The sequence below is a fragment of the Phaeobacter sp. QD34_24 genome (assembly GCF_028890115.1).
In the GTDB taxonomy this organism is placed as follows: Bacteria; Pseudomonadota; Alphaproteobacteria; order Rhodobacterales; family Rhodobacteraceae; genus Phycobacter.
Window position 1 is genome coordinate 66,580 of sequence record NZ_JARCJD010000007.1, and the last position, 21,227, is coordinate 87,806.

The 21,227-nt window shown below is 62.2% G+C and carries 19 protein-coding genes; 2 read left to right on the forward strand and 17 right to left on the reverse strand.

Going from position 1 to position 21,227, the window contains the following annotated elements; translation table 11 throughout:
- Positions 1-3 precede the first annotated feature (3 nt).
- From PXK07_RS07510 to mgtE, 6 genes are all read right to left on the reverse strand, one after another.
- Positions 4-1,302: a 3-hydroxyacyl-CoA dehydrogenase gene (locus PXK07_RS07510; RefSeq protein ID WP_274847593.1), complete on the reverse strand. Its 1,299-nt coding sequence runs from the start codon at positions 1,300-1,302 to the stop codon at positions 4-6.
- Positions 1,299-3,014 carry a class I adenylate-forming enzyme family protein gene (locus PXK07_RS07515; protein ID WP_274847594.1) on the reverse strand — a complete coding sequence of 572 codons (1,716 nt, stop codon included), beginning with the start codon at positions 3,012-3,014 and terminating at the stop codon, positions 1,299-1,301. The genes PXK07_RS07510 and PXK07_RS07515 overlap by 4 nt, the downstream gene beginning before the upstream one ends.
- Before the next feature lie 487 nt (positions 3,015-3,501).
- Positions 3,502-4,545, reverse strand: coding sequence for a succinylglutamate desuccinylase/aspartoacylase family protein (locus PXK07_RS07520; RefSeq protein WP_274847595.1), 1,044 nt, complete (start codon positions 4,543-4,545; stop codon positions 3,502-3,504).
- Positions 4,545-5,450 (reverse strand): 30S ribosomal protein S6--L-glutamate ligase, encoded by a 906-nt coding sequence (gene rimK, locus PXK07_RS07525; RefSeq protein ID WP_274859660.1) that lies wholly within the window; start codon positions 5,448-5,450, stop codon positions 4,545-4,547. Before rimK ends, PXK07_RS07520 begins: the two co-directional genes overlap by 1 nt.
- Entirely contained in the window at positions 5,447-5,944 is a 498-nt protein-coding gene (locus PXK07_RS07530; RefSeq protein ID WP_274847597.1) for an ATP-dependent zinc protease family protein, read from the reverse strand. Before PXK07_RS07530 ends, rimK begins: the two co-directional genes overlap by 4 nt.
- Positions 5,941-7,311 carry a magnesium transporter gene (mgtE, locus tag PXK07_RS07535; protein ID WP_274847598.1) on the reverse strand — a complete coding sequence of 457 codons (1,371 nt, stop codon included), beginning with the start codon at positions 7,309-7,311 and terminating at the stop codon, positions 5,941-5,943. The genes PXK07_RS07530 and mgtE overlap by 4 nt, the downstream gene beginning before the upstream one ends.
- Before the next feature lie 78 nt (positions 7,312-7,389).
- On the opposite strand from mgtE, the gene PXK07_RS07540 reads away from it, so the two are divergent.
- Both PXK07_RS07540 and PXK07_RS07545 read left to right on the forward strand, forming a co-directional pair.
- Positions 7,390-7,653, forward strand: a complete 264-nt coding sequence (locus tag PXK07_RS07540; protein WP_274847599.1) for a hypothetical protein — start codon at positions 7,390-7,392, stop codon at positions 7,651-7,653.
- A 337-nt stretch (positions 7,654-7,990) separates the two neighbouring features.
- Complete coding sequence (locus PXK07_RS07545; RefSeq protein ID WP_274847600.1) at positions 7,991-9,241, forward strand: MFS transporter; 1,251 nt, start codon at positions 7,991-7,993, stop codon at positions 9,239-9,241.
- Between the two features lie 93 nt (positions 9,242-9,334).
- Here the strand turns inward: PXK07_RS07545 and PXK07_RS07550 are convergent, their stop codons facing one another.
- The 11 genes from PXK07_RS07550 to PXK07_RS07600 all read right to left on the reverse strand — a co-directional run bounded on the left by PXK07_RS07550 (position 9,335) and on the right by PXK07_RS07600 (position 21,214).
- Positions 9,335-10,096 (reverse strand): DeoR/GlpR family DNA-binding transcription regulator, encoded by a 762-nt coding sequence (locus PXK07_RS07550; RefSeq protein ID WP_274847601.1) that lies wholly within the window; start codon positions 10,094-10,096, stop codon positions 9,335-9,337.
- Between the two features lie 48 nt (positions 10,097-10,144).
- The gene (locus PXK07_RS07555; RefSeq protein ID WP_274847602.1) at positions 10,145-11,038 is read right to left on the reverse strand and encodes an HAD-IIA family hydrolase; all 894 of its coding nucleotides are present in this window, start codon (positions 11,036-11,038) and stop codon (positions 10,145-10,147) included.
- Positions 11,035-11,937: a glycerophosphodiester phosphodiesterase family protein gene (locus PXK07_RS07560; RefSeq protein ID WP_274847603.1), complete on the reverse strand. Its 903-nt coding sequence runs from the start codon at positions 11,935-11,937 to the stop codon at positions 11,035-11,037. The genes PXK07_RS07555 and PXK07_RS07560 overlap by 4 nt, the downstream gene beginning before the upstream one ends.
- A gap of 9 nt (positions 11,938-11,946) precedes the next feature.
- Positions 11,947-13,026 (reverse strand): sn-glycerol-3-phosphate import ATP-binding protein UgpC, encoded by a 1,080-nt coding sequence (locus tag PXK07_RS07565; protein ID WP_274847604.1) that lies wholly within the window; start codon positions 13,024-13,026, stop codon positions 11,947-11,949.
- The gene (ugpE, locus tag PXK07_RS07570; RefSeq protein ID WP_274847605.1) at positions 13,027-13,875 is read right to left on the reverse strand and encodes a sn-glycerol-3-phosphate ABC transporter permease UgpE; all 849 of its coding nucleotides are present in this window, start codon (positions 13,873-13,875) and stop codon (positions 13,027-13,029) included.
- Positions 13,875-14,756, reverse strand: a complete 882-nt coding sequence (gene ugpA / locus PXK07_RS07575) for a sn-glycerol-3-phosphate ABC transporter permease UgpA (RefSeq protein ID WP_274847606.1) — start codon at positions 14,754-14,756, stop codon at positions 13,875-13,877. Before ugpA ends, ugpE begins: the two co-directional genes overlap by 1 nt.
- A gap of 81 nt (positions 14,757-14,837) precedes the next feature.
- Entirely contained in the window at positions 14,838-16,151 is a 1,314-nt protein-coding gene (ugpB, locus tag PXK07_RS07580) for a sn-glycerol-3-phosphate ABC transporter substrate-binding protein UgpB (protein ID WP_274847607.1), read from the reverse strand.
- A 423-nt stretch (positions 16,152-16,574) separates the two neighbouring features.
- Positions 16,575-18,092, reverse strand: a complete 1,518-nt coding sequence (locus tag PXK07_RS07585; protein WP_274847608.1) for a malonate--CoA ligase — start codon at positions 18,090-18,092, stop codon at positions 16,575-16,577.
- A gap of 3 nt (positions 18,093-18,095) precedes the next feature.
- Positions 18,096-19,352 (reverse strand): malonyl-CoA decarboxylase, encoded by a 1,257-nt coding sequence (locus PXK07_RS07590; RefSeq protein WP_274847609.1) that lies wholly within the window; start codon positions 19,350-19,352, stop codon positions 18,096-18,098.
- Positions 19,349-20,665 (reverse strand): TRAP transporter large permease, encoded by a 1,317-nt coding sequence (locus PXK07_RS07595; protein WP_274847610.1) that lies wholly within the window; start codon positions 20,663-20,665, stop codon positions 19,349-19,351. The genes PXK07_RS07590 and PXK07_RS07595 overlap by 4 nt, the downstream gene beginning before the upstream one ends.
- Before the next feature lie 3 nt (positions 20,666-20,668).
- On the reverse strand, positions 20,669-21,214 hold the full coding sequence (locus tag PXK07_RS07600; RefSeq protein WP_274847611.1) for a TRAP transporter small permease: 546 nt from the start codon (positions 21,212-21,214) through the stop codon (positions 20,669-20,671).
- Positions 21,215-21,227 lie beyond the last annotated feature (13 nt).

A 21,227-nucleotide genomic window follows, 5' to 3' on the forward strand; every position in this document is an offset into this window, starting at 1 on the left:
CCTTTATGCGCCAGTCTTGAGGCCGCCCAAATCCAGTTCGGTGAATTTCCCGTCATTGGCGGCCAGATCCCGCAGGGTCTGTGCAGGGGCAAAGTCCGGGTCCTCTGCGCCCAGGGTTTCCATGCGCGCGAGGATCGCCTTTGCGCCGACCATATCGGCGTAGAACATCGGGCCGCCCTTGTCGGCGGGCCAGCCATAGCCGTTCAGCCAGACCACATCGATGTCCGAGGGACGCTGGGCCTTGTTTTCCTCAAGGATCTTCAGGGCCTCGTTGATCATCGGGTAGATACAGGTCTCGATGATCTCGTCCTGCGACATGCGGGCAGCTTCGGCGCCGGTGATGTCCTTGATGATCTGTTCGGTCACGGGCGAGGGGATAGGCGTGCGCGCAGCGTCGTAGTCATAAAACCCTGCTTTCGTCTTCTGGCCGCGCCGGTCCATTTCGCACAGCGCGTCGCGGATCGGGTTGTCGGTCTTTGCCCCCTTGGACCAGCCGATATCCAGCCCGGCAAGATCGGACATCTGGAAGGGGCCCATCTTGAACCCGAAGGCGTTCAGCGCCGCATCCACGTCCCAGGGCAGGATGCCCTTGTAGACCAGCTTGTTGGCCTGGATCTGGCGAGCAAAGAGGATGCGGTTGCCCACGAAACCCGGGCAGACGCCGACCAGAGTGGCGATCTTGTTAATGTCCCTGGCCAGGGACATGCAGGTGGCCACGACGTCTTTCGCCGTCTTGTCGGCGCGGACGATCTCCAGCAGCTTCATCACGTTGGCAGGCGAGAAGAAATGCAGACCGATCACATCCTGCGGCCGTTGCGTGACGCTGGCGATCTCGTCGATGTCCAGGGCCGAGGTATTGGTCGCGAGAATCGCGCCGGGTTTCATCACCCGGTCGAGCTCGGTGAAGATCTTCTTCTTCAGCTCCATGTTCTCGAACACTGCCTCGATCACCAGGTCGCAATCGGCCAGGTCCTGCATCGACAAGCGGCCGTCGAACCGGCCCATGCGCGCTTCGACCTCGTCCTGCGGGAAGCGGCCCTTGTCGGCGCTGCGCTGATAGTTGCCGCGCACCACTGCCAACCCGCGATCCAGCGCCTCCTGGGTGGTTTCGACGATCTTGACCGGATAGCCGGCGGTGGCGAAATTCATCGCGATCCCGCCGCCCATGGTGCCCGCGCCAATGATGCCGACGGTGCGCACGGGGCGCTTTTCCAGATCAGGGGCCAACCCGGGAACCGTCCAGGCCGCGTCGCCCGCCGCCGCGATATAGGTTCCAATCTCTTCCTGAGTTGGGTGTGTCATGTCATGTCCTTTTCCGAGGTCTTTGCCTGCAACAGTTCCAGGCATTCGCGGCGCAAGCCGCGTTGATCGAGCTTGTCCGTGGCACCCCGGGGCAGGGGGCTGTCACGGAACCAGATATGTTGGGGGATCTTGAAGGCCGCGATATGCTCGGCCAGAAAGGCCTGCAGGTCGGCCTCTGTCAGCTGCGAGCCCGCGCGCAATTGCACACCCGCGCCGACGATCTCTCCCAACCGGTCGTGAGGAACGGGAAAGGCGCAGGCTTCGATCACCTCCGGGTGCCGGTGCAACGCGCCTTCGACATCCAGACAGGCGATGTTTTCGCCGCCGCGGATGATGATGTTCTTCTTGCGGTCCATGATGGTGATGAAGCCGTCTTCGTCGATCATGCCCATGTCGCCGGTGCGCAGCCAGCCGTCCTGAAGGACCTCTGCGGTGGCTTCCGGCTTGTTCAGGTAGCAGCGCATGTTGCAGGGGCTTTTGACGGTGATCTCTCCGATGCTGCCAACCGGGACCGGATTGCCGTCGTCATCAAGGAACTTGACCTCCTGCAGAGGGGGATAAAGCCGCCCGGCGGTGTTCGGCCTTTCGATGTATTCGTCGCCCACGGCCCCGATGCCGATGGCATTCGTTTCGGTCATGCCCCAGCCGGTGGCCGGTTTCGCATTGGGAAAGCGTTTCGCCAGTCGTGCCACCTGTGCGGCGGGCCGCTTGGCGCCGCCAGATCCCAGGAAATCGAGCGAGGGCAGGTCGATCCCCAGTTTTTCGGAGGCATGCATCAGGTCCGCCGATTGTGTCGGAACCCCCAGGAAACGGGTGATCTGTTCGCGGTTGATCACCCGGACGGCCTCTTCTGCATCCCACTTGTAAAGCAGTGCGAGCTTTGCCCCGGCGGGCAGGCTCAGCAGGAACATCGGATGCGTCGCCGTGACGTGAAACAGCGGCGTTACCACCAGGACCGATGGCCGTGGTGCCTCTGGCGCATCCGGTTCGGGCGGGTCGATCAGCGGTGCCATCACCGCCTGCATCAACCAGGTAAAGACCGCGTTCACGGCCCCGCGGTGGGTCTGCACCACGCCCTTGGGATGGCCGGTGGTGCCCGAGGAATACATGATTGCGAAATCGCTCTCCGGGTCAATCGGATGGTCCGGCCAGCTGTCATCTTTGATCCGGTCGCGCAGGGCGGAGTATGACAGGCCGGTCTGCCCCTCACCATCGCGCACCCCGATCAGGTTCAGGCCGAAGGTGTCTTGCAGAGGGGCCAAACGCTCCAGCCGGGGGGCATCGGCAAACACCAGAGTCGCGCCGCTGTCCGCAAGGGCGTAATCGAGCTCTTCCGTTGTCCACCAGGCGTTGAGGAACACCACCACACCGCCGATGGAAGAGATCGCCATGATCAGTATCAGAAGTTCCGGGTAGTTGCGCATGGCAATGGCGACGGGTTGCCCCGGCGTGACGCCCAGTTCATCGCGCAGCGCCCGCGCGAGCCGGTTCACGTCGGAACAGAAGGCATCATATGTCCAGCGTTCGTCCTTGAAGACCAGGTATTCGGCGGCCCCGTTTTCCTGCGCCTCCCGGCTGGCTGGCAGCAGGGCGGGCACAGTGGCGGGAATGTTTTTGAATACCCGGTATCGCGTGCCGCGAATATCCGTTTCGGTGACTTCGAAAACCGGTTCGGTTGCCGTCACATGAGCGGCTGCTTCGTCGACTGACATGCCCGACATCACAACAGCCCCAAGGTTCCGCAACAAGGCGGGTAATGCACTCTATTCATGACTTCCTCCCTGAGACGCCGAATCCTGCCGGGGGGCTGAACAAGGCGCCTTTCCTTACGGAAGGTTAAGAGCGGAAGGCATTCGCGAGCAATACCGCATGCCGGAACGTAATTTTACAAAATGGCCTGTATTGGCCGTCGAAAGGGATGATTTCGCCTTGACCGGCTTGGGGGGCGGATCTGCTCATCCTGCGCCAGAAGTCTGACGGTATCGCAGTCAGGATACGCGCAGTTCTGCTGTAATGGCGTTTTATTTCAGAGTGTTGATGGTGGTCAGGTGGACGTCCCGGCAAAACTGCCGGTCACCAAATCCACGCCCTGTCAGTGGCATGTCGCGCTTGCGAACAGGTCGCTATCCGCGGCTTGCGCGCAGCCCCTGATATTTTGTGGATTTGGTGCCAGTGGCGTAGGGGTGATGGCTCCTGAGCCTAGATGATCTCATCTTCGTCAAACATCGGGTCGTCTTCGAGCTGGCTTTCAAGATCCTCCACCGCACCCTCTGCCGTGGCGACGGACTTGACCCGGCCGATGTGGAAAACGGCGTCTCCCTCATTGACGATGGGCATGACTGCGCGCCCGACGATGATGCCGGAGAAGGGGGCTCGGACCTCCATTTCCTTTTCGCCAAAGGGGTCGGAGACCACCGCAAGAACCTCACCCTGGCGCACCAGCGAGCCGTCGCTTTTGAAGATGCGCAACAGCCCGCCCATCGGGGCGCGGAGCCATTTGCTGGACAGGCAGAATTGCGGCGCCGCCTTGGCGGAGGACACGCCGCGTTTCGAGATCATGCCCCTGTGGTTCATGACACGCAGGACGCCTGCGACCCCGGCGCGAATGGAGAATTCATCAAAACGCAGACCCTCACCCGCCTCATAGAGCAGGATCGGTTTGCCGATTTTCTTGGCCTCTCCCCTGAGCGATCCATCCCGCAGGGGAGATTTCATGATGACAGGCGCGCCAAAGACGTTGGCCAAGGCCTCCATCTCGGGATCGTCGGGAGAAATGCGCACCTGGGGGTAGTTCGTGCGATGGATGGCCGCCGAGTGAAGGTCGATGCCCAGTTCAGAACGTCCGACGATCTCGGTCAGGAACCGGTGGGCGAGGCGGGCTGCCAAAGAGCCCGTCTGGCTGCCCGGAAAGACACGGTTGAGATCACGGCGGTCGGGCAGGTAGCGCGAGTGATTGATCAGGCCATAGGCATTCACGATCGGCACGGCCAGCAGGGTGCCCGCAAGCGTTTTCATCGATTTCGACGCCAGTACCCGCCGGATGATCTCGACCCCGATGACCTCATCGCCATGGATCCCACCACTGACGAACATGGTGGGACCTGGCTTTTTCCCGTGGATGACATGCACAGACATCGAGATGGGGGTGTGGTCGGACAGGACGCTGACCGGCAGATCCACCGTGCGGCGGCTGCCGGCTTCGATAGTCCTGCCCGCGATCTCGAATGGGGTGCGTCGGACCATCAGCCTTTGCCCTTTGTCCGTGTGGTGCCCTTGGCGGCGTTCTTCTCGAGGAACTCGATCATCTTGCCGGCAATATCAAGCCCTGTTGCGTTTTCCACGCCTTCAAGACCGGGCGAGGAGTTCACCTCCATGATGACCGGACCGTGATTGGCGCGCAGCATGTCGACGCCGCAGGCATTGAGGCCCATGGATTTCGCGGCGCGTATCGCTGTTGCACGCTCCTCGGCGGAGAGTTTGACGATCTGCGCGGAACCACCGCGGTGCAGGTTCGAGCGGAACTCGCCCTCTGCGCCGGTCCGTTTCATCGCGGCGATCACCTTGCCACCGATCACGATGGCCCGGATGTCGGTGCCGCCGGCTTCCTTGATGAACTCCTGGATCAGGATATTGGTATTGGTCGCGCGGAAGGCTTCGAACACGGATTTGGCGGACCGGTTGGTATCGGCCAGAACCACGCCAAGACCCTGGGTGCCTTCCAGCAGCTTGATCACCAGCGGCGCCTCACCGGCCAGCGCCAGCACCTCTTCGGTCTGCTTGGCGTCATGGGCAAAGGTGGTGACCGGCAGGCCGATCCCGTCCCGTGCCATCAACTGCATGGAGCGCAGCTTGTCCCGCGAGCGTCCAATCGCCACGCTTTCGTTCAGCGGGTAGACCCCCATCATCTCGAACTGGCGCAACACGGCGGTGCCGTAGAAGGTGACCGATGCGCCGATCCGCGGGATCACCGCGTCATAGCCTTCCAGCTTCTCGCCGTTGTAATAGATTTCCGGACGACGCGATGCGATGTTCATGTAGCATCGCAGCGTGTCGATGATATCCAGCTGATGCCCACGTTCTTCCGCCGCTTCCTTGAGGCGTTTGTGCGAATAGAGTTTGGGGTTACGTGCCAACATTGCAATTTTCATAGGTAGTCCTTTCTACGTCGCTCCTGCGGAGGTTCGGTGATCTGATAGGTTTTGCGGGTGTGTACGGCTATGTTGTGATCCTTGAGCGCCGCGCGCCCGATGATCATCGGAAAAGTCATATTGCTGCGGTCCGTGATCGACAGGTCAATCATCCACTGCCGTTTGCCCAGCTGCAGGCGGGTGTGAATGATATAGCGATCCTCGGGGATGCCACTGGTGTTCTTGATGGCCCGGTTCGTATGATAGGGGGCCTCGATGCGGCTGACGGGCAGATGCTCTGAAATCTGGGTGCAAAAGCGGACCCAGGGCACACCATCCCGTTCAAACTCCTCGATTTCGGTCGCGTGCAGGGCCGTGGTACGGGCGCCGGTATCGATCTTCGCCTTGATCTTGTTCAGGCCCAGAAGCGGCAGGCTCGCCATCTCCATCCAGCCAATCACGGCTGGAGCAGTCTTCTTGCGGGCGGGTTTCTTTTCGAGGTCAAGCATCATCATACAAGCCATGGCATCATGAGGGTTGCAAAGCTGAGGACGAAGAAGAACCCAGCCATATCCGTTATCGTTGTCAGCAGCGGGCCGCTTGCGGCGGCCGGATCCTGTCCAACGCGTTTCAGCAGCAAGGGCACCACGCCCCCGATTGAGACCGCCAGAATGGTGTTGAGCGCGAGCGCCGCACCGATCACCACACCCAGGGCCGGGTTGCCTTTCCAGATCCAGGCCACCATGCCGATCAGCACACCCAGCGCGATCCCGTTGATGACCCCGACAGATACTTCCTTGAGCCAGACCCGCATCGCGTCAATCGGGCGAACCAGGCCGAGGCTCAGTTCGCGCATGGTCACCCCGACCGCCTGGTTCCCGGAACACCCGCTCATGTCCGAAACCATCGGCAGGAAGATGGCGAGCGCGATGACCGCGGTCAGCGTTTCTTCATAGGCCGAGATCACGCTGGCAGCGATGATGTTCAAAACAATGTTGGCCGAAAGCCACGCCAGGCGACGGCGGGACCGCAGCCATAGCGGCATCGATCGCAGCTCATCGCCGACAACACCCTGCCGTTTCAGGCTTTCGCTCTCACTGCGCTCCAGCACGGCTTCGGCAAGGGCCGATCGTGACACCACGCCGACAAGAATACCCTCCGCATCCACGACGGGAACGCCGAGGAAGGGATGTTCGTCAAATATGTCCTCCAGTTGATCCAGAGGCGTGTCGACGTTGACCGTCAGAGGAACGGTCATGATATCGGTCAGCGGCGCGCTGCGTTTGGCGGTCAGAAGCCCGCGCAGAGACACCACCCCCACCGGGCGGCCGACTTCATCCGTGATATACGGATGCTGACCACGATACCGTTCGAAATCGTCCTCTTCCGAGGCCAGCGCACGCAGGACCTTGCCAACCGTATCCGCGTCGGAGAAGCGGAACACCTCGGCCATCATCAAGCCGCCGGCGCAATCGTAATCATAGGCGGCCAGCTTGCGGATATCCGCAGCGTCTTCGGCATCCATTTCCGAAAGGACCGCCTCGGCGTCTTCGACATCCATCTCGGCGATGACATCGGCCTGAACATCCGAATCCAGCTCTTCAAGGATTTCCGCTGCCCGTTCCGGCTCAAGACGTTCGACCAATTCGGCCGCCATCTCGTCCGGCGCCTCCTCGATCAGCTCTGCAGCCAATTCCGAAGGGACCAGCGCCAGAACGCTGTCGCGCTCTTCTGGAGACAGCGACAAAAGCTCTCGAAGCGCCTCGCTGTAAGGCAAGGGGTCAAGGAGTTCCGCCAGACGCGCCGCGTCATTCTCGGCAATCGCCGCGCGAATGGCTGCGCCGACAATGGCTTCCGCTTCTGTGCTCTCAATATCCAGCATGTGCTTCCTTTCCTGTTGCCCCTCCCTACATAGTAGAATATATTTTGTCCATAGATGAAAAAAAATAACGGATATGCTGTGAGACACGACGAAACCGCCGCGAAGCTGGCCGATCTCTATACGCAACAGTTCGGAGGCAAGGCTTCCGGGCGATATCGGATCCCGGAAAAACTGCTCAGGGAATTGATGGGGCGTCGGCGTCTCTATCCAGAAGACCGGGTCGCAATATCGCGGGCACTGTTCGAGCTGGGGTATGTCTTGATCGACATGGACAGCTTCTTTGTTGTGATGAGCGTCAATTCATTCGTGAATTATCGGAGGGTCAGCAAGGAGGCGCTTTAGGCTCAGGACCCATTCATCCTATGCCACTGGCTGCGAACCCACGTCATCTGAGCGTCTTGCGTCCGCTGGCGGTGAAGGCCTAGCCTCGGGGTTTGAGGGGCATTCTTCACTTGCGGCAAGTTCCGTGGGCTCTCCTTTCATTACGTGTGGGAATGCACCGTATCCCGGCGAAGACGGGTAGGGCGATCTGGAAGACCAAACCGGAAATGGCACCGGCAGCTTCAAAAGCCCCCCTGCACCCTCACATCAATTTTCCTTATGTGACTGCGCAGATTTCTTGAATTGACGGCGGCGCCGCAATGCATAACGTCGCACTTCTGATTTGAAAGGACCCGGCATGAGCGGCGCAGAAGCACAGAAGACACCCTTGTTCACCCCGGTCTTGATCGTGGGCTGCGTGATCATCATGGTGAGCTTTGCGGTGCGCGCCTCCTTCGGGGTGTTCCAGATCCCCATCGCCGAAGAGTTCGGCTGGCTGCGCACGGAATTCTCTCTGGCCATCGCGATCCAGAACCTGGCCTGGGGCATCGGTCAGCCGATCTTTGGCGCCCTGGCCGAGAAGATCGGTGATCGCAAGGCCATCATCCTGGGCGCCCTGGTCTATGCGGCGGGTCTGGTGTTGAGTGCGGGGTCCTCGACGCCGATCGAGCATCAGGCCTATGCCTGGCTGGTGGGCTTTGGCATCGCGGGCACCGGCTTTGGCGTGGTGCTGGCGGTCGTGGGGCGGGCAAGTTCGGACGACAACCGCTCGATGTCGCTGGCGATTGTCACCGCAGCGGGGTCTGCCGGGCAGATCTTTGGCGCGCCCTGGGCGGAATGGATGCTGAGCTTCCTGACCTGGCAGACGGTGTTCCTGGTCTTTGCAGGCGTTGTTCTGACGCTGATCCTGACGCTGCCGCTGATGCGCGCGCCTGACATGGCCAGCAAATCCGAGCTGGAAGAAAGCATGGGCGCGATCCTGATCAAGGCCTTCAAGGATCCCTCCTATACGCTGATCTTCCTCGGATTTTTCAGCTGCGGCTATCAGCTGGCCTTTGTCACCGCGCATTTCCCGGCCTTTGTCACCGAGATGTGCGGGCCCATCCTGCCGGGCGGCGCGCTTTACAGCATCGGGATCACCTCGACCTCTGCGCTGGGCGCGGTTGCGATTTCGCTGATCGGCGCGGCCAATGTGGGCGGCACCCTGTTGGCGGGCTACCTGGGCAAGCGGTACTCCAAGAAATACCTGCTGGCGGCAATCTATGCCGGGCGGACCATCGCGGCGGCGGCCTTCATCATGGTGCCGATCACGCCCACAACGGTGATCGTCTTCTCCATCGTCATGGGCTCTTTGTGGCTGGCCACGGTACCGCTGACCTCTGGCCTCGTCGCGCATATCTACGGGCTGCGCTACATGGGCACGCTTTACGGGATCGTCTTCTTCAGCCACCAGCTGGGTAGTTTCCTGGGCGTCTGGCTCGGCGGGCGGATGTATGACGCCTATGGCGATTACACCTTCGTGTGGTGGATCGGCGTCGCCGTCGGCGCCTTCAGCGCCATCGTGCACCTGCCGGTGCGCGAGCGCCCGCTGCGGAGCGTGGCTGCGTAAGCTGGGCAAGGTCGTGAGCTGCCTACGAAACGAGGTGGCGGCCTGTCTGCGCCACTGCCGTGTCTCGGAGGCGCACCCCCAAGGGCAGCATTTCTAAAGCGCGTCGCGGCTGGTGCGGGTCACGGGTGGGCCGGACCACTCCATCCCCTCGGGCAGTCGGTCAGTGATGAAATGGTCCATCGCATCGAACCCTGCAACCCGGTGGGCGGCGGTGCGACCCCATTTGCTGTGGTCCGAGACCAGCAGCATCTGCCGTGCACTGGCCCGGATGGCGTTGCTGACTTCGGCGTCGAACTGTTTGAAGTCGAGAATGCCAAACTCCGGATCCAGCGCACCGGCGCCGATCACGCCAAAATCCGCAACAAAGCGCCGGTAGCCCTCCAGCGCCGAGGTGCCGACCAGATCGCGGTCTTCGGGGCGCAGTTGCCCGGCCACCACATGCACATCGCAGGAGGGCGCATTGCACATCAGGCGCGCCACCTCGAGATTGTTGGTGACGATGGTGATGTCGGGTGTCTGGACCAGCGCCTCGGCCACATATTGCACCGTGGTGCCGATGCCCAGAAGAACGGTTGAGCCTTCGGGGATCAGCGCCGCCGCCGCTGCCGCAATGGCGCGTTTGCGGTCTTCGTTCAGCGTTGCGCGGGCATGGAAGTTCAGGTTCAGCGGGTTCGACGGCGGCGCCACACCGCCATGGACGCGCCGCGCCAGCCCCTGATCGCAAAGATCATTGATATCGCGGCGGATGGTCTGGGTGGCGACGCCGAAATCGCTGGCCAGCGCGTTGATCGACTGCTGCCCGGAGGCGCGCAGCTGCTCCATGATCTGGCGTTGGCGGTCGTTGAGGTCGCTCATTCCGGCTTCCGTTCCTGCTGTCGCCGCCCCATTCTTCCCGCAGTTGGGTCAGATCGACGGCGCGATCCAATCCGGGGTAATCTCGCTCTGCCGGATGAAGCCGGTGACATCGTGGCCGGCAAACAATCCGTGGTCTGTGATCAGGGCGGTGTTCCAGCCCTGTGCCTGCGCCCCTATCACATCGGTGTGCAGCGTGTCGCCAACCATGGTGATCCTCTGCGGCGCTATGTCACCAAGGCGCGCCTGGGCCGCCTCATAGACCGACGGGAAGGGTTTTCCGTGAAACACCGGGGGGATCCCGAGGCGATCCTGCAGGGCGTGGCCATAGTATCCGGGCTCCAGCGTCAGACCCGTTTCGCGCGGGGCGACCAGATCGGGGTTGGCGACCACAACCGGGCGGGGGTGTGCTGCAAGGCTCTGTTCCAAGAGGGACTGGCGCGCAGCGGTCCAGCCTGCCGTGCTGAGCAGCAGGAAGGCATCGGCCGCCTCATAGGGGGCGGCATCGTCCTCAAGGGCCAGGGCCCGCACCGGCAGTTCCTCGGGATGGAAATCCGGCGGCGCCATCACGCCCCAGGTGCCGGTCGGTGCAATCTCTGTCAGGCAGGTCTCGCAGACCTCGCGGCTGGAGATGATCTCATCTGCGGTGAAGTCGAACCCGAGGCGGGCGAATTTCTCTGTCGTCTGGGCGCGGGTGAAGCTGGCCGCATTGGTCAACACCAACAGCGCCTTGCCCGCATCGCGCAGCTGTTGCACCCGTTCATGCGCGCCGGGGATCGGACGGTCACCGACGTTCAGAACGCCGTAAGCATCAAAGATGAAGGCATCCGTCTGTGCCATCACCTGATCGATTCCCGTGATAGGGGCGGCGGCCCCCTGTCGGCTGCTGACGGGCAGGCGCGGGCGGATTTCCTCGTATCGGGCAAAGGCCTCTTCGGGGGTCATTGCGCAGGGTTTCCTGTTGCAAGCATGTCGTCCCGCAGGCGCACAGCCAGTGCCGGATCGTCGGTGATCACCCCGTCCACATCCGCCGCCAGTCCCTTGCGGATGGCGGCTTCGCCGCGCAGGGTCCAGACCATCACCTGCAGGCCCAGATCACGGGCCAAGGCACGTTGGTCGGGTGTCAGTTCCCAGAACAGCGGGCTCCAGACCGTGGCGCCCCGATCGGCCAGATCACGCAGCATCGCCTCGGGGGTGGAACTGGCACCATCCAGCCAGGGAGACCCTTCGTAGAGGTTGCCGCTGGGGTGTATGGTCTTGCTCATCGACAGATGCGAGCGGCGGAACCCCGGCGCATGGTCGCGCGCGGCCGACAGGATCTGCCAGTTGAAGGCGTGGATCAGGCAGGCTTCTTCGGTGCCTGTGGCCGCGATCACTTCGGTTGCCGCACGTACGAAATCCGCAGGCTTTGGCTCTGATCCGTCTTCGGGATCGTGCTTCAGCTCGACCAGCACATCGATGGAGCGATCCGCCTTGGCCACCAGATCCAGCACCTCGGCCAGGCGCGGAACGCGGGTGCCGGGCAGGTCCTGCTGCTGCGGGTGCTTCTTTGCCTGTTCAGATCCGGGCCGGATGCCGCCGACGTCAAAGGCGCATAGTTCATCAAAGGTCAGCGCGCTGATGGCGGGTCCCTCCGCGGTCAGGAAGGCGCCGCTGGCATCGCGCGTCGTGTCTGCCATCAGACGGTGATTATGAGTGACAACCGGCACGCCATCGCGGGTCAGGAGCACGTCCAGCTCGATCCCGTCGGCCCCCGAGGCGATGGTATGCGCAAACCCTTCCAAGGAGTTTTCTGGCAGAACGTCCGGGGCGCCGCGGTGGCCGAATATCTTGGGCAGTTGCATCACGCTTCCCTAGTTCAAACGTTGCCCGGAGGAAAGGTCGAAGAGGTGCAGCTGATCGGCGCCGCAGCCCAGTTCCAGCACCTCGCCGCTGGCATGCTGCTGCACGCCAGAGAGGCGCACCGCCAGCGGCACCGAGGTGCCGGAGACCTTGCCGTGCACCACCGTGTCGGCGCCCAGCTGTTCGACAAAATCGACTTCCAGGTGGAACTGTGCCGCCCCCGTGGCATCAAGTGACAGGTGTTCGGGGCGGATACCCATGGCGACCTTGGCCCCTGCGCTGGCGGGGATCTCACCGGCAAAGCGGATATCGCGGCTGCCGTCCACCAGCAGGCCGCGGCGATCCTCGGTCACGGTGCCCTCGACCACGTTCATGGCGGGGCTGCCGATGAAGTCGGCCACGAACCGGCTGGCGGGGCGCAGGTAAAGATCCATCGGCGTGCCGATCTGTTCAACCCGACCTGCGTTCATGATGATGATCCGGTCTGCGAGGCTCATGGCTTCGACCTGATCGTGGGTCACGTAGATGAAGGTGGCGCCCAGACGTTGGTGCAGGGCCTTCAGTTCGGCCCTGAGCTGCGTGCGCAGCTTGGCGTCTAGGTTCGACAGAGGTTCATCAAACAGGAACACCTTGGGATCGCGCACGATGGCGCGGCCCATGGCGACCCGCTGGCGCTGCCCGCCCGACAGCTGCGCGGGCTTGCGGTCCAGATACTCTTCCAGCCGCAGGGTGCGGGCGGCCTCGGCGATGCGGGTGGCGATCTGATCCTTGGGCAGGCCCTCGTTTTTCAGGCCGTACTCCATGTTGCCGCGCACCGACATATGCGGGTAAAGCGCGTAGTTCTGGAACACCATGGCGATGTCACGCTCGCCCGGCTCAAGGTCGTTCACCCGGCGCTCTCCGATCTGCAGGTCGCCGGTGGTGATGCCTTCAAGGCCCGCGATCATCCGCAGGATGGTGGACTTGCCGCAGCCCGAGGGGCCGACCAGAACGATGAACTCTCCATCCGCGATATCCGCGTTGACGTCGGACACGGCGGTGACACCGCCCGGATAGGTCTTGCCCAGGGATTTGATGTTGAGAGTAGCCATTTATTTCTCGCTTTCGACCAGCCCTTTGACAAAGAGCTTTTGCATTAGAACGACGACCAGAACCGGGGGGATCATGGCAAGGACGGCGGTGCCCATGATGTAGTGCCAGACCGGCAGCGCCTCGCCCGAGTTGACCATGCGCTGGATGCCCATGACGACGGTGTAGAGGCTTTCGTCGGTGGTGATCAGCAGCGGCCAGAGATACTGGTTCCAGCCGTAGATGAAGAGGATGATGAACAGCGCCGCGATATTGGTGCGCGACAGCGGCAGCAGGATATCCTTGAAGAAGCGGATCGGTCCTGCGCGGTCGATGCGGGCGGCCTCGACCAGCTCATCCGGGATGGTCAGGAAGAACTGGCGGAACAGGAAGGTGGCCGTGGCCGAGGCGATCAGGGGAATGGTGAGGCCCGCGTAGGTATTGAGAAGGCCCATCTTCACCACCACGTCGAATGTGGGCAGGATCCGCACTTCGACCGGCAGCATCAGGGTGATGAAGATCATCCAGAAGAACCCCATGCGGAAGGGGAAGCGGAAATAGACGATGGCATAGGCCGACAGGATCGAGATGACGATTTTGCCGAATGTGATGACGAGCGCCATGATCAGGCTGTTGAACATCATCATGCCGATGGGCACGCCGCCCGCCTCGGGCAAGCCGCCTGCCAGAAGTTGCGAGTAGTTCTCCCAGGCCTGATCGCCAAACCAGAGCGGGATAGGCGATTGCGACAGGGCGCCGGGGCCGTGGGTGGAGGCAACCAGCGCCATCCAGACCGGGAAGCACAGGAACAGCACACCGACGATCAGGATCGCATGGGTGAGGAACGTCAGAATGGGGCGATTTTCGACCATCAGTATTGCACCTTGCGCTCGACGTAACGGAATTGGATGAAGGTCATCAGGATCACCATGCCCATCAGGATCACCGATTGCGCGGCAGAGGATCCGTAGTCCTGCCCGATAAAGCCGGTGTTGTAGACCCGGAACACCAGGATCGAGGTGGCATCGGCGGGGCCGCCCTCGGTGGTGGCGTGGATCAGGGCAAAGGTATCAAAGAAGGCGTAGACGAGGTTCACGACCAGCAGGAAGAATGTGGTGGGCGTGAGCAGCGGGAAGGTGATCGACCAGAAGCGGCGCATGGGGCCTGCGCGGTCAATCGCGGCGGCCTCGATCAGGGATTTCGGGATCGATTGCAGGCCGGCCAGGAAAAAGAGGAAATTGTAGCTCACCTGTTTCCAGGCGGCGGCGACAACGACCAGCAAAAGCGCCTGATCGCCGTTCACGTAGTGGTTCCATTCGACCCCGATGCCCTTCAGCCAATAGGCGACGATGCCGAGCGAGGGGTTCATCAGGAAGTACCAGATCACCCCGGCCAGAGCGGGGGCGACGGCATAGGGCCAGATCAGCAATGTGCGGTAGCCGGTGGCGGCCTTGATCACCCGGTTGGCGGCCACCGCCAGGATCAGCGAGATCGCCATGGCGAGGAAGGCCACCGAGAAGCCAAAGACCAGCGTGGTGCGGAAGGACTTCAGATATCCCGGATCGCGAAACAGCTCGTAGTAATTCTCAAGCCAGACCCATTCACGGGAAAACCCAAAGGCGTCTTCGATGAAGAACGAGCTTTCCAGCGCCTGGTAGGAGGGCCAGAAGAAGAAGGCGACGGTGATCGCGATTTGCGGCAGCACCAGCAGGTAGGGCAGCAGCCGGGAGCGGAAGACGACACGCTTTTGCACGGGCAGGGACCTTTGGGAGATCGTGGAAAAAGGGGGAGGCCCCGGATGGGACCTCCCGATAAAGCCAACAGGTGGGGATGATCAGTCGTTGGCTTTTTCGAACTTGCGCAGCAGGGCGTTGCCGCGCTCAACCGCTGCGTCCAGGGCGGTCTTGGCGTCCTTGTCGCCTGCCCAGACGGCTTCCAGCTCTTCGTTGATGATGTCGCGGATCTGCACGAAGTTGCCGAAACGCAGGCCCTTGGAGGCCGGGGTCGGAGCGTTCAGCGACAGCTGCTTGATCGCGGTGTCGGTCATCGGATCGGTTTCGTAGAAGCCCTGCTCCTTGGACAGGTCATAGGCAGCGGTGGTGATCGGAACATAGCCGGTGTTCTGGTGCCAGTAGGCCTGCTGCTCGGCTGCGGAGACAAACTGGAAGAAGTCGGCGACACAGGCGTATTCGGGCTTCTCGTGGCCGTTCAGCACCCAGAGGGTCGCACCGCCGATGATCGAGTTCTGCGGCTTGTCCGTCACGGCGGTGTCCACCGGCAGCATGGTCTGGCCGAATTCGAAGTCGGTGATGTCCTTCTTGAAGCCACCGTAATAGGCCGAGGAGTTGATCCACAGCGCGGTTTCGCCGTTGACGAACTGGCCACGGCTGTCACCGCGACGACCGCCATAGGCGAACAGGCCTTCCTTGCCCATGTCGGCAATGCGCTGGATGTGGTTCACAACCGCGTCGTTGTTGAAGGTGAACTCGGTCTTGAGCGAGGCAAAACCGTTCTCCTCGGTGCCCAGCGGCAGGTTGTGCCAGGCCGAGTAGTTCTCGATGTTGGACCAGGACTGCCAGCCAAAGGAGAAGGGCTTTTCAACGCCGTTGGCCTTCAGGGCGCGGGCGGCTTCCTCGACTTCGTCCCAGGTCGTGGGAACACCGACACCGGCTGCGTCCAGGGCGGTCTTGTTGTACCACAGAACCGGGGTGGAGGAGTTGAACGGCAGCGACAGGAGGTTGTTGTCGGTGTCGGTGTAGTAGGAAATCACGGCCGGCAGGTAGGCGGAGGGATCGAAGTCGATGCCTGCGTCTTCCATCAGCTTGTAGACCGGGTAGATCGCGCCCTTGTCGCCGGCGGCCATCATGGTGGCGGTGCCGACCTCGAAGACCTGCACGATGTGCGGCTGCTCACCGGCGCGGAAGGCGGCGATGGCTGCGGTCATGTTCTCGGTGTAGTTGCCCTTGTAGACGGCATTGATCTGGCAGCTGTCCGAACCGGCGTTGTAGTCGGCTGCAAACTTGTCGACGATCTCGCCCAGCTGGCCGCCCATGGCGTGCCAGAACTGCACTTCGGCTTTTTCTGCAAATGCGGCGGTGCCGACCATGGCAAAGGCGGTGGTCGCCGACAGAATGGATTTGAGTTTCATCTTCATCTCCTATCGCTGCGGTGTGTCAAATTCGGCCGCAGCAGGTCCCCGTGTTGATTCTCTATGAGTTCAATCACTCACATGAGGCGCTTTATTCTGTGTATGTAACGCTCATATGAATTCACTTAGCGTTCAGATGAACATTGCGTCAAGCGTGTGCATAATCTGCCCAGGAATTAATCATTCGCGGGATTGAGGGCCTGTGGCCTGCGTATCTGCTTGATGTCGTGGTGGATTTATGGGCTTTGCAGCGGTCGCCGGGGTGGCGCTGACGCAGATGTGAACGGCGCAGATTTTTCTTCGCCGCCGGGGGGTGACGTCAGGCAATGCGCAGCTCGACAGCCCCGGCCCGCAAAGATGCGGGCCGAGCGCTGATTCCCTGCCGGGCGCCGATGCCCGTGCAATGGGGGTGTGAGAGGGGCTTTAGGCGCCGGTGAAGGTGGCTTTGTACTGGTCGCGCAGGATGTTCTTCTGCACCTTGCCCATGGTGTTGCGTGGCAGCTCATCCAGCACCACCAGCTTGCGGGGATGCTTGAACCGCGCCAGCACGTCGCGCACCCTGTCCATGATGGCATCGGGGTCAGGCGCGGCGCCGGGTTCCGGCACGATGACGCCCAGGACAGTTTCTCCGAAATCCGGGTGCGGCACGCCGATCACCGCGCTTTCCAGCACGCCCGGCTGCTCGTCCAGCACCAGCTCGATCTCCTTGGGGTAGATGTTGTAGCCGCCCGAGATGATCAGGTCCTTGTTGCGCCCGACGATCTGAACATAGCCGTCCCTATCGATCAGCCCGAGGTCCCCGGTGATGAAGAACCCGTCGCTGCGCAGCTCGGCGGCGGTCTTTTCCGGCATCTGCCAGTAGCCCTTGAACACATTGGGGCCGCGCACCTCGATCTGGCCGATGTCGCCGTCCGGCAAAGTCGCGCCCGTGTCGGGATCGGTGATCTTCAACTCCACGCCCGGCAAGGGGAAGCCGACGGTGCCTGCACGCCGCTCGCCCTCGTAAGGGTTGGAGGTGTTCATATTGGTTTCCGTCATCCCGTAGCGTTCCAGGATGCGGTGACCGGTGCGCTCTTCGAATTGCACATGGGTTTCCGCCAATAGCGGCGCCGAGCCGGAAATGAACAGCCGCATATGCGCCGTCAGATCGCGGGTGAAACGCGGATCCCCCAGAAGACGCGTGTAGAAGGTCGGAACCCCCATCATCGTGCTGGCCTTTGGCAGATCCGCGATGATGGCGTCCAGATCGAACTTCGGCAGGAAGATCATCGACCCGCCCGCCGCCAGGGTCACGTTGCTGGCCACGAACAGCCCGTGGGTGTGAAAGATCGGCAAGGCGTGCAGCAGGACGTCGTCGGCCGTGAAGCGCCATTCGCTGACCAGGGTGCGGGCGTTGGACAGAAGGTTGTCCTGCGTCAGCATCGCCCCCTTGGAACGCCCCGTGGTGCCCGAGGTATAGAGAAAGGCCGCCAGATCATCGCCAGAGCGCGAAACCGTGGGGTAGGCCCTATCCTGGCCGCTTGCGGCCTCCATCAGGCTGCCGCTGCCATCGGCGCCAAGGGTCATCAGCTGCGCGTCCAGATCCTGTGCCACCGGAGTCAGCCCGTCCCGGCTGGCACCATCGCAGACGATCATCCGCGCACCGCTGTTGTCGATGAAATAGGTCAGCTCATCGACCGTGTAGGCGGTGTTGAGCGGCAGAAAGACCAGCCCGGCTTGGGCGCAGGCGGCATAAAGCGCCAGCGCCTCGGGGGATTTCTCGACCTGAACCGCCACGCGGTCGCCCGGCGCAAGGCCCTTGCCCGTCATCACATGGGCGATCTGTGCCGCCGTCTCGAGGAACTGTTGATGGGTGATCACCTGACCGTCCGGCAGATGCAGGAAGGCGGTGGATTTACCGGCATGGGCGCCAAACAGCCCGTCATAAAGGGGATTTGCCATGGTCTAGCTACTTTCCGTTTTCTGCAGCTGCGATGCGGCGGCCAGGGCGCGGACCTCAGCCGTTGCGGCCACTTTCTGGGTGGTGGCGAAGTGTTCGTGGTTCTGGGCGACCTTCTTGAGGTCATAAAGGTAGTTGACCATCGCGCCGCCCGACTGCGCGCGCCCCTTGTCCGAGGTATCCGCATCGGCGTGCACCGCGTGGACAATGGCGCCATTGCCAAGGTGGAACCGGGCGACCGGATCATAGGGCAGACCGCCGCGTCCCTTGGCCGACAGCAGGTAATGGGCGGCATCGGCCTTGACCCGCTCCGGATCACCGGGATCCCAGTCAAACCCTTCCTTTGCGATCCAGCTTGCCAGTCCCGGGATCGGAGAAAGCGTGACAAAGGTTTTCAGTCCCGCCAGCTCAGTCGCAAGATCGGCGGCCACCTGTTTGATCAGCGAATTGCCGAAGGAGATGCTGGCCAGTCCCGCCTGACAGTTGGAGATCGAATAGAACACCGCCGTATCGGCCTCATCTGCGGTCATCGGCGTGCGATCCTCTGCCAATAGCGCCTGAACAGAGCCCGGAATGCCCTTGGTCAGGGCCACTTCGACAAAGATCAGCGGCTCGTCCGGCATGGCGGGATGGAAGAAGGCAAAACAGCGCCGGTCTGCCGGTTGCAGTCTGCGGCGCAGGTCGTCCCAGCTGTCGATGGCATGTACCGCCTCATAGGCGATGATCTTCTCCAGGATATTGGCCGGGCTTTGCCAGTTGATCGGGCGCAGCACCAGGAAGCCCCGGTTGAACCAGGAGGCAAAGAGATGGCGAAAATCCTGATCCAGCGCCTCCAGTTCGGGGATGCCCCGCCCCAGCCGCAACAGATCCGCCCGCATCCGCACCAGGGCGCCGGTGGCGCCGGGCACGCGGTTCAGGCGGCGGATCAGCTCTTGGCGGCGGGGTTCCACCGCCGCCATGAAGGCGCGATAGCTGTCTTTCGAAGGCGCTTGTTCGTAGGCGTCCAGGCCAGTGCGCACCGCTTCGGGGTCGATGTTCAGCTGGGTGGCGATATGGGTGAAGAAGGCCAGCTTCTTTTCGTCCTCCAGCCGCTCAAAGCCCGAGATCACCTCTTGTGCCAGCATCAGGCCCGAGGTCTCCCCGGCAGAGCCGACCAGATCCTCGGCCAGCTCCGTGATCGGGCGGCTGTCCCTTTGCCCGCCCCCGGGCCACAGGTAGCGGCGCTCGAAGACGGTGGACAGAAGATCGGCCAGAAGGGTCACAGCGCCCCTCCCATCACCGCGTTCGGAAGCCAGGTGGCAAGGCCGGGGAAGAGGCACAGCAGGATGATGGCGATCACCATGCAGGCCACGAAGGGCAGCGATCCCATCAGGATGGTCTTCAGCGAGATATCCGGCGCGATGCCGTTGATCACGTAAAGGTTCAGACCCACCGGCGGCGAGATCAGCCCGATTTCCATGTTGATGGTCAGCACCACGGCAAACCAGATCGGATCAAAGCCCGCGGTGGTGATGATCGGCAACAGGATCGGCGCCGCCATCAGGATCACTGCAACCGGCGGCAGGAAGAAGCCCGCGATCAACAGGAAGACATTGACCGCCCCCATCAAGACCCAGCGGTTCACATCCAGCGTGCCGATCCATTCGGCGATCGACTGGGTGATGAAGAGCGAACTCAGCATGTAGGAGAACACACCGGCGGCGGCGATGATGAAGAGGATCATCACCGATTCCTTGGTGCTGTCACGCAGCACCACCCAGATATCGCGCGGGTTCCACAGCTTGTAGATCACCATCGCAATCACGAGGCACAGCAGCGCACCCACGGCGGCGGTTTCCGACGGCGTCGCAACGCCGCCATACATCGCGTAAAGCACGCCAAGGATGATCAGAAGGAAGGGCACCACGCGGGGCAGGATCTCAAACCGCTGCGCCCAGGTATAGCTGCCCGACCCCAGCCGCTGCGTATCGCCCGAGCGCCAGGTGGAATAAAGCGACCATCCCATGAACAGACCGACGAGCATCAGCCCTGGAATGACGCCCGCCAGGAACAGACGCCCGATCGAGGTCTCGGTGGCGATGCCGTAGACGATCATGGTGACCGAGGGCGGGATCAGGATGCCGAGCGTGCCACCGGCGGCGATGGAGCCCGCAGCCACCCCGTCCGGGTAGCCGCGCTTGCGCATCTCGGGGATGCCCATCTTGCCGATGGCTGCGCAGGTCGCCGGAGAGGACCCCGACATCGCCGCAAACAGCGCGCAGGCGCCAAGGTTGGAGATTACCAGCCCGCCGGGCACCCGGGTCAGCCAGCGCTCCAGCGCCTCGTATAGGTCGGCACCCGCGCGGGTCGAGGCGATGGAGGATCCCATGATGATAAACATCGGGATCGACAGCAGGGCAAAATTATCAAGCTTTCCGAACAGGATCTCGGGCATCAACTCAAGGCTGCGCATGCCGTCGAAGGCGATCAGGAAGCCGGCCGAAACGATCAGCAGGCCAAGCGCGACCGAGACGCCGGAAAACAGCACGAGGATAGTGGCAAGGGCGACTAGCCCGCCCAGGATAAGAGGGTCCATGGCTCAGATCTCCAGGCCGAAGGGTTTGTCGGCGCCAATCAGCAGGGCCACGAGGTCGGCAATCAGCTGCAACAGGAACAGGGCGAAGCCGATGGGAATTGCAAGGTAGGGAATCCAGAGCCGCACGCCCCAGACCGTGTCAGAGCGCCAGCCGCGCTCCCAGGCGAAATGCCAGTATTCGAACCCGTACCACAGCATGATCGCCATGATGCCGATCGACAGGATCGAGGTGAGGATGGCGAGGAAAAACCGCGCCCGTGGCGGCAGCGAAATCGGGATCAGATCCACGTTCACATGGCCGCGCAGACGCTGCACGTAGGGCAACCCCACAAGGGTCGCTGCAATGACCAGATAGATCACCGCTTCGGTCTGCCAGACGGTGGAGCCGTTCAGCACGAAGCGCACGACGATCATCTGGCATGTGATGGCCACGGCGGCCACGATCATGGCGGCTGCGCACCAGCCTGCAAGGGTCGACAGGGCCGCAACGGCCCGCAGGAACGGATTGTTCCCGGTGTTTGCGATCCTGGCCGAGCTTTGTCCTGCCATTCCCGCCTCCTGA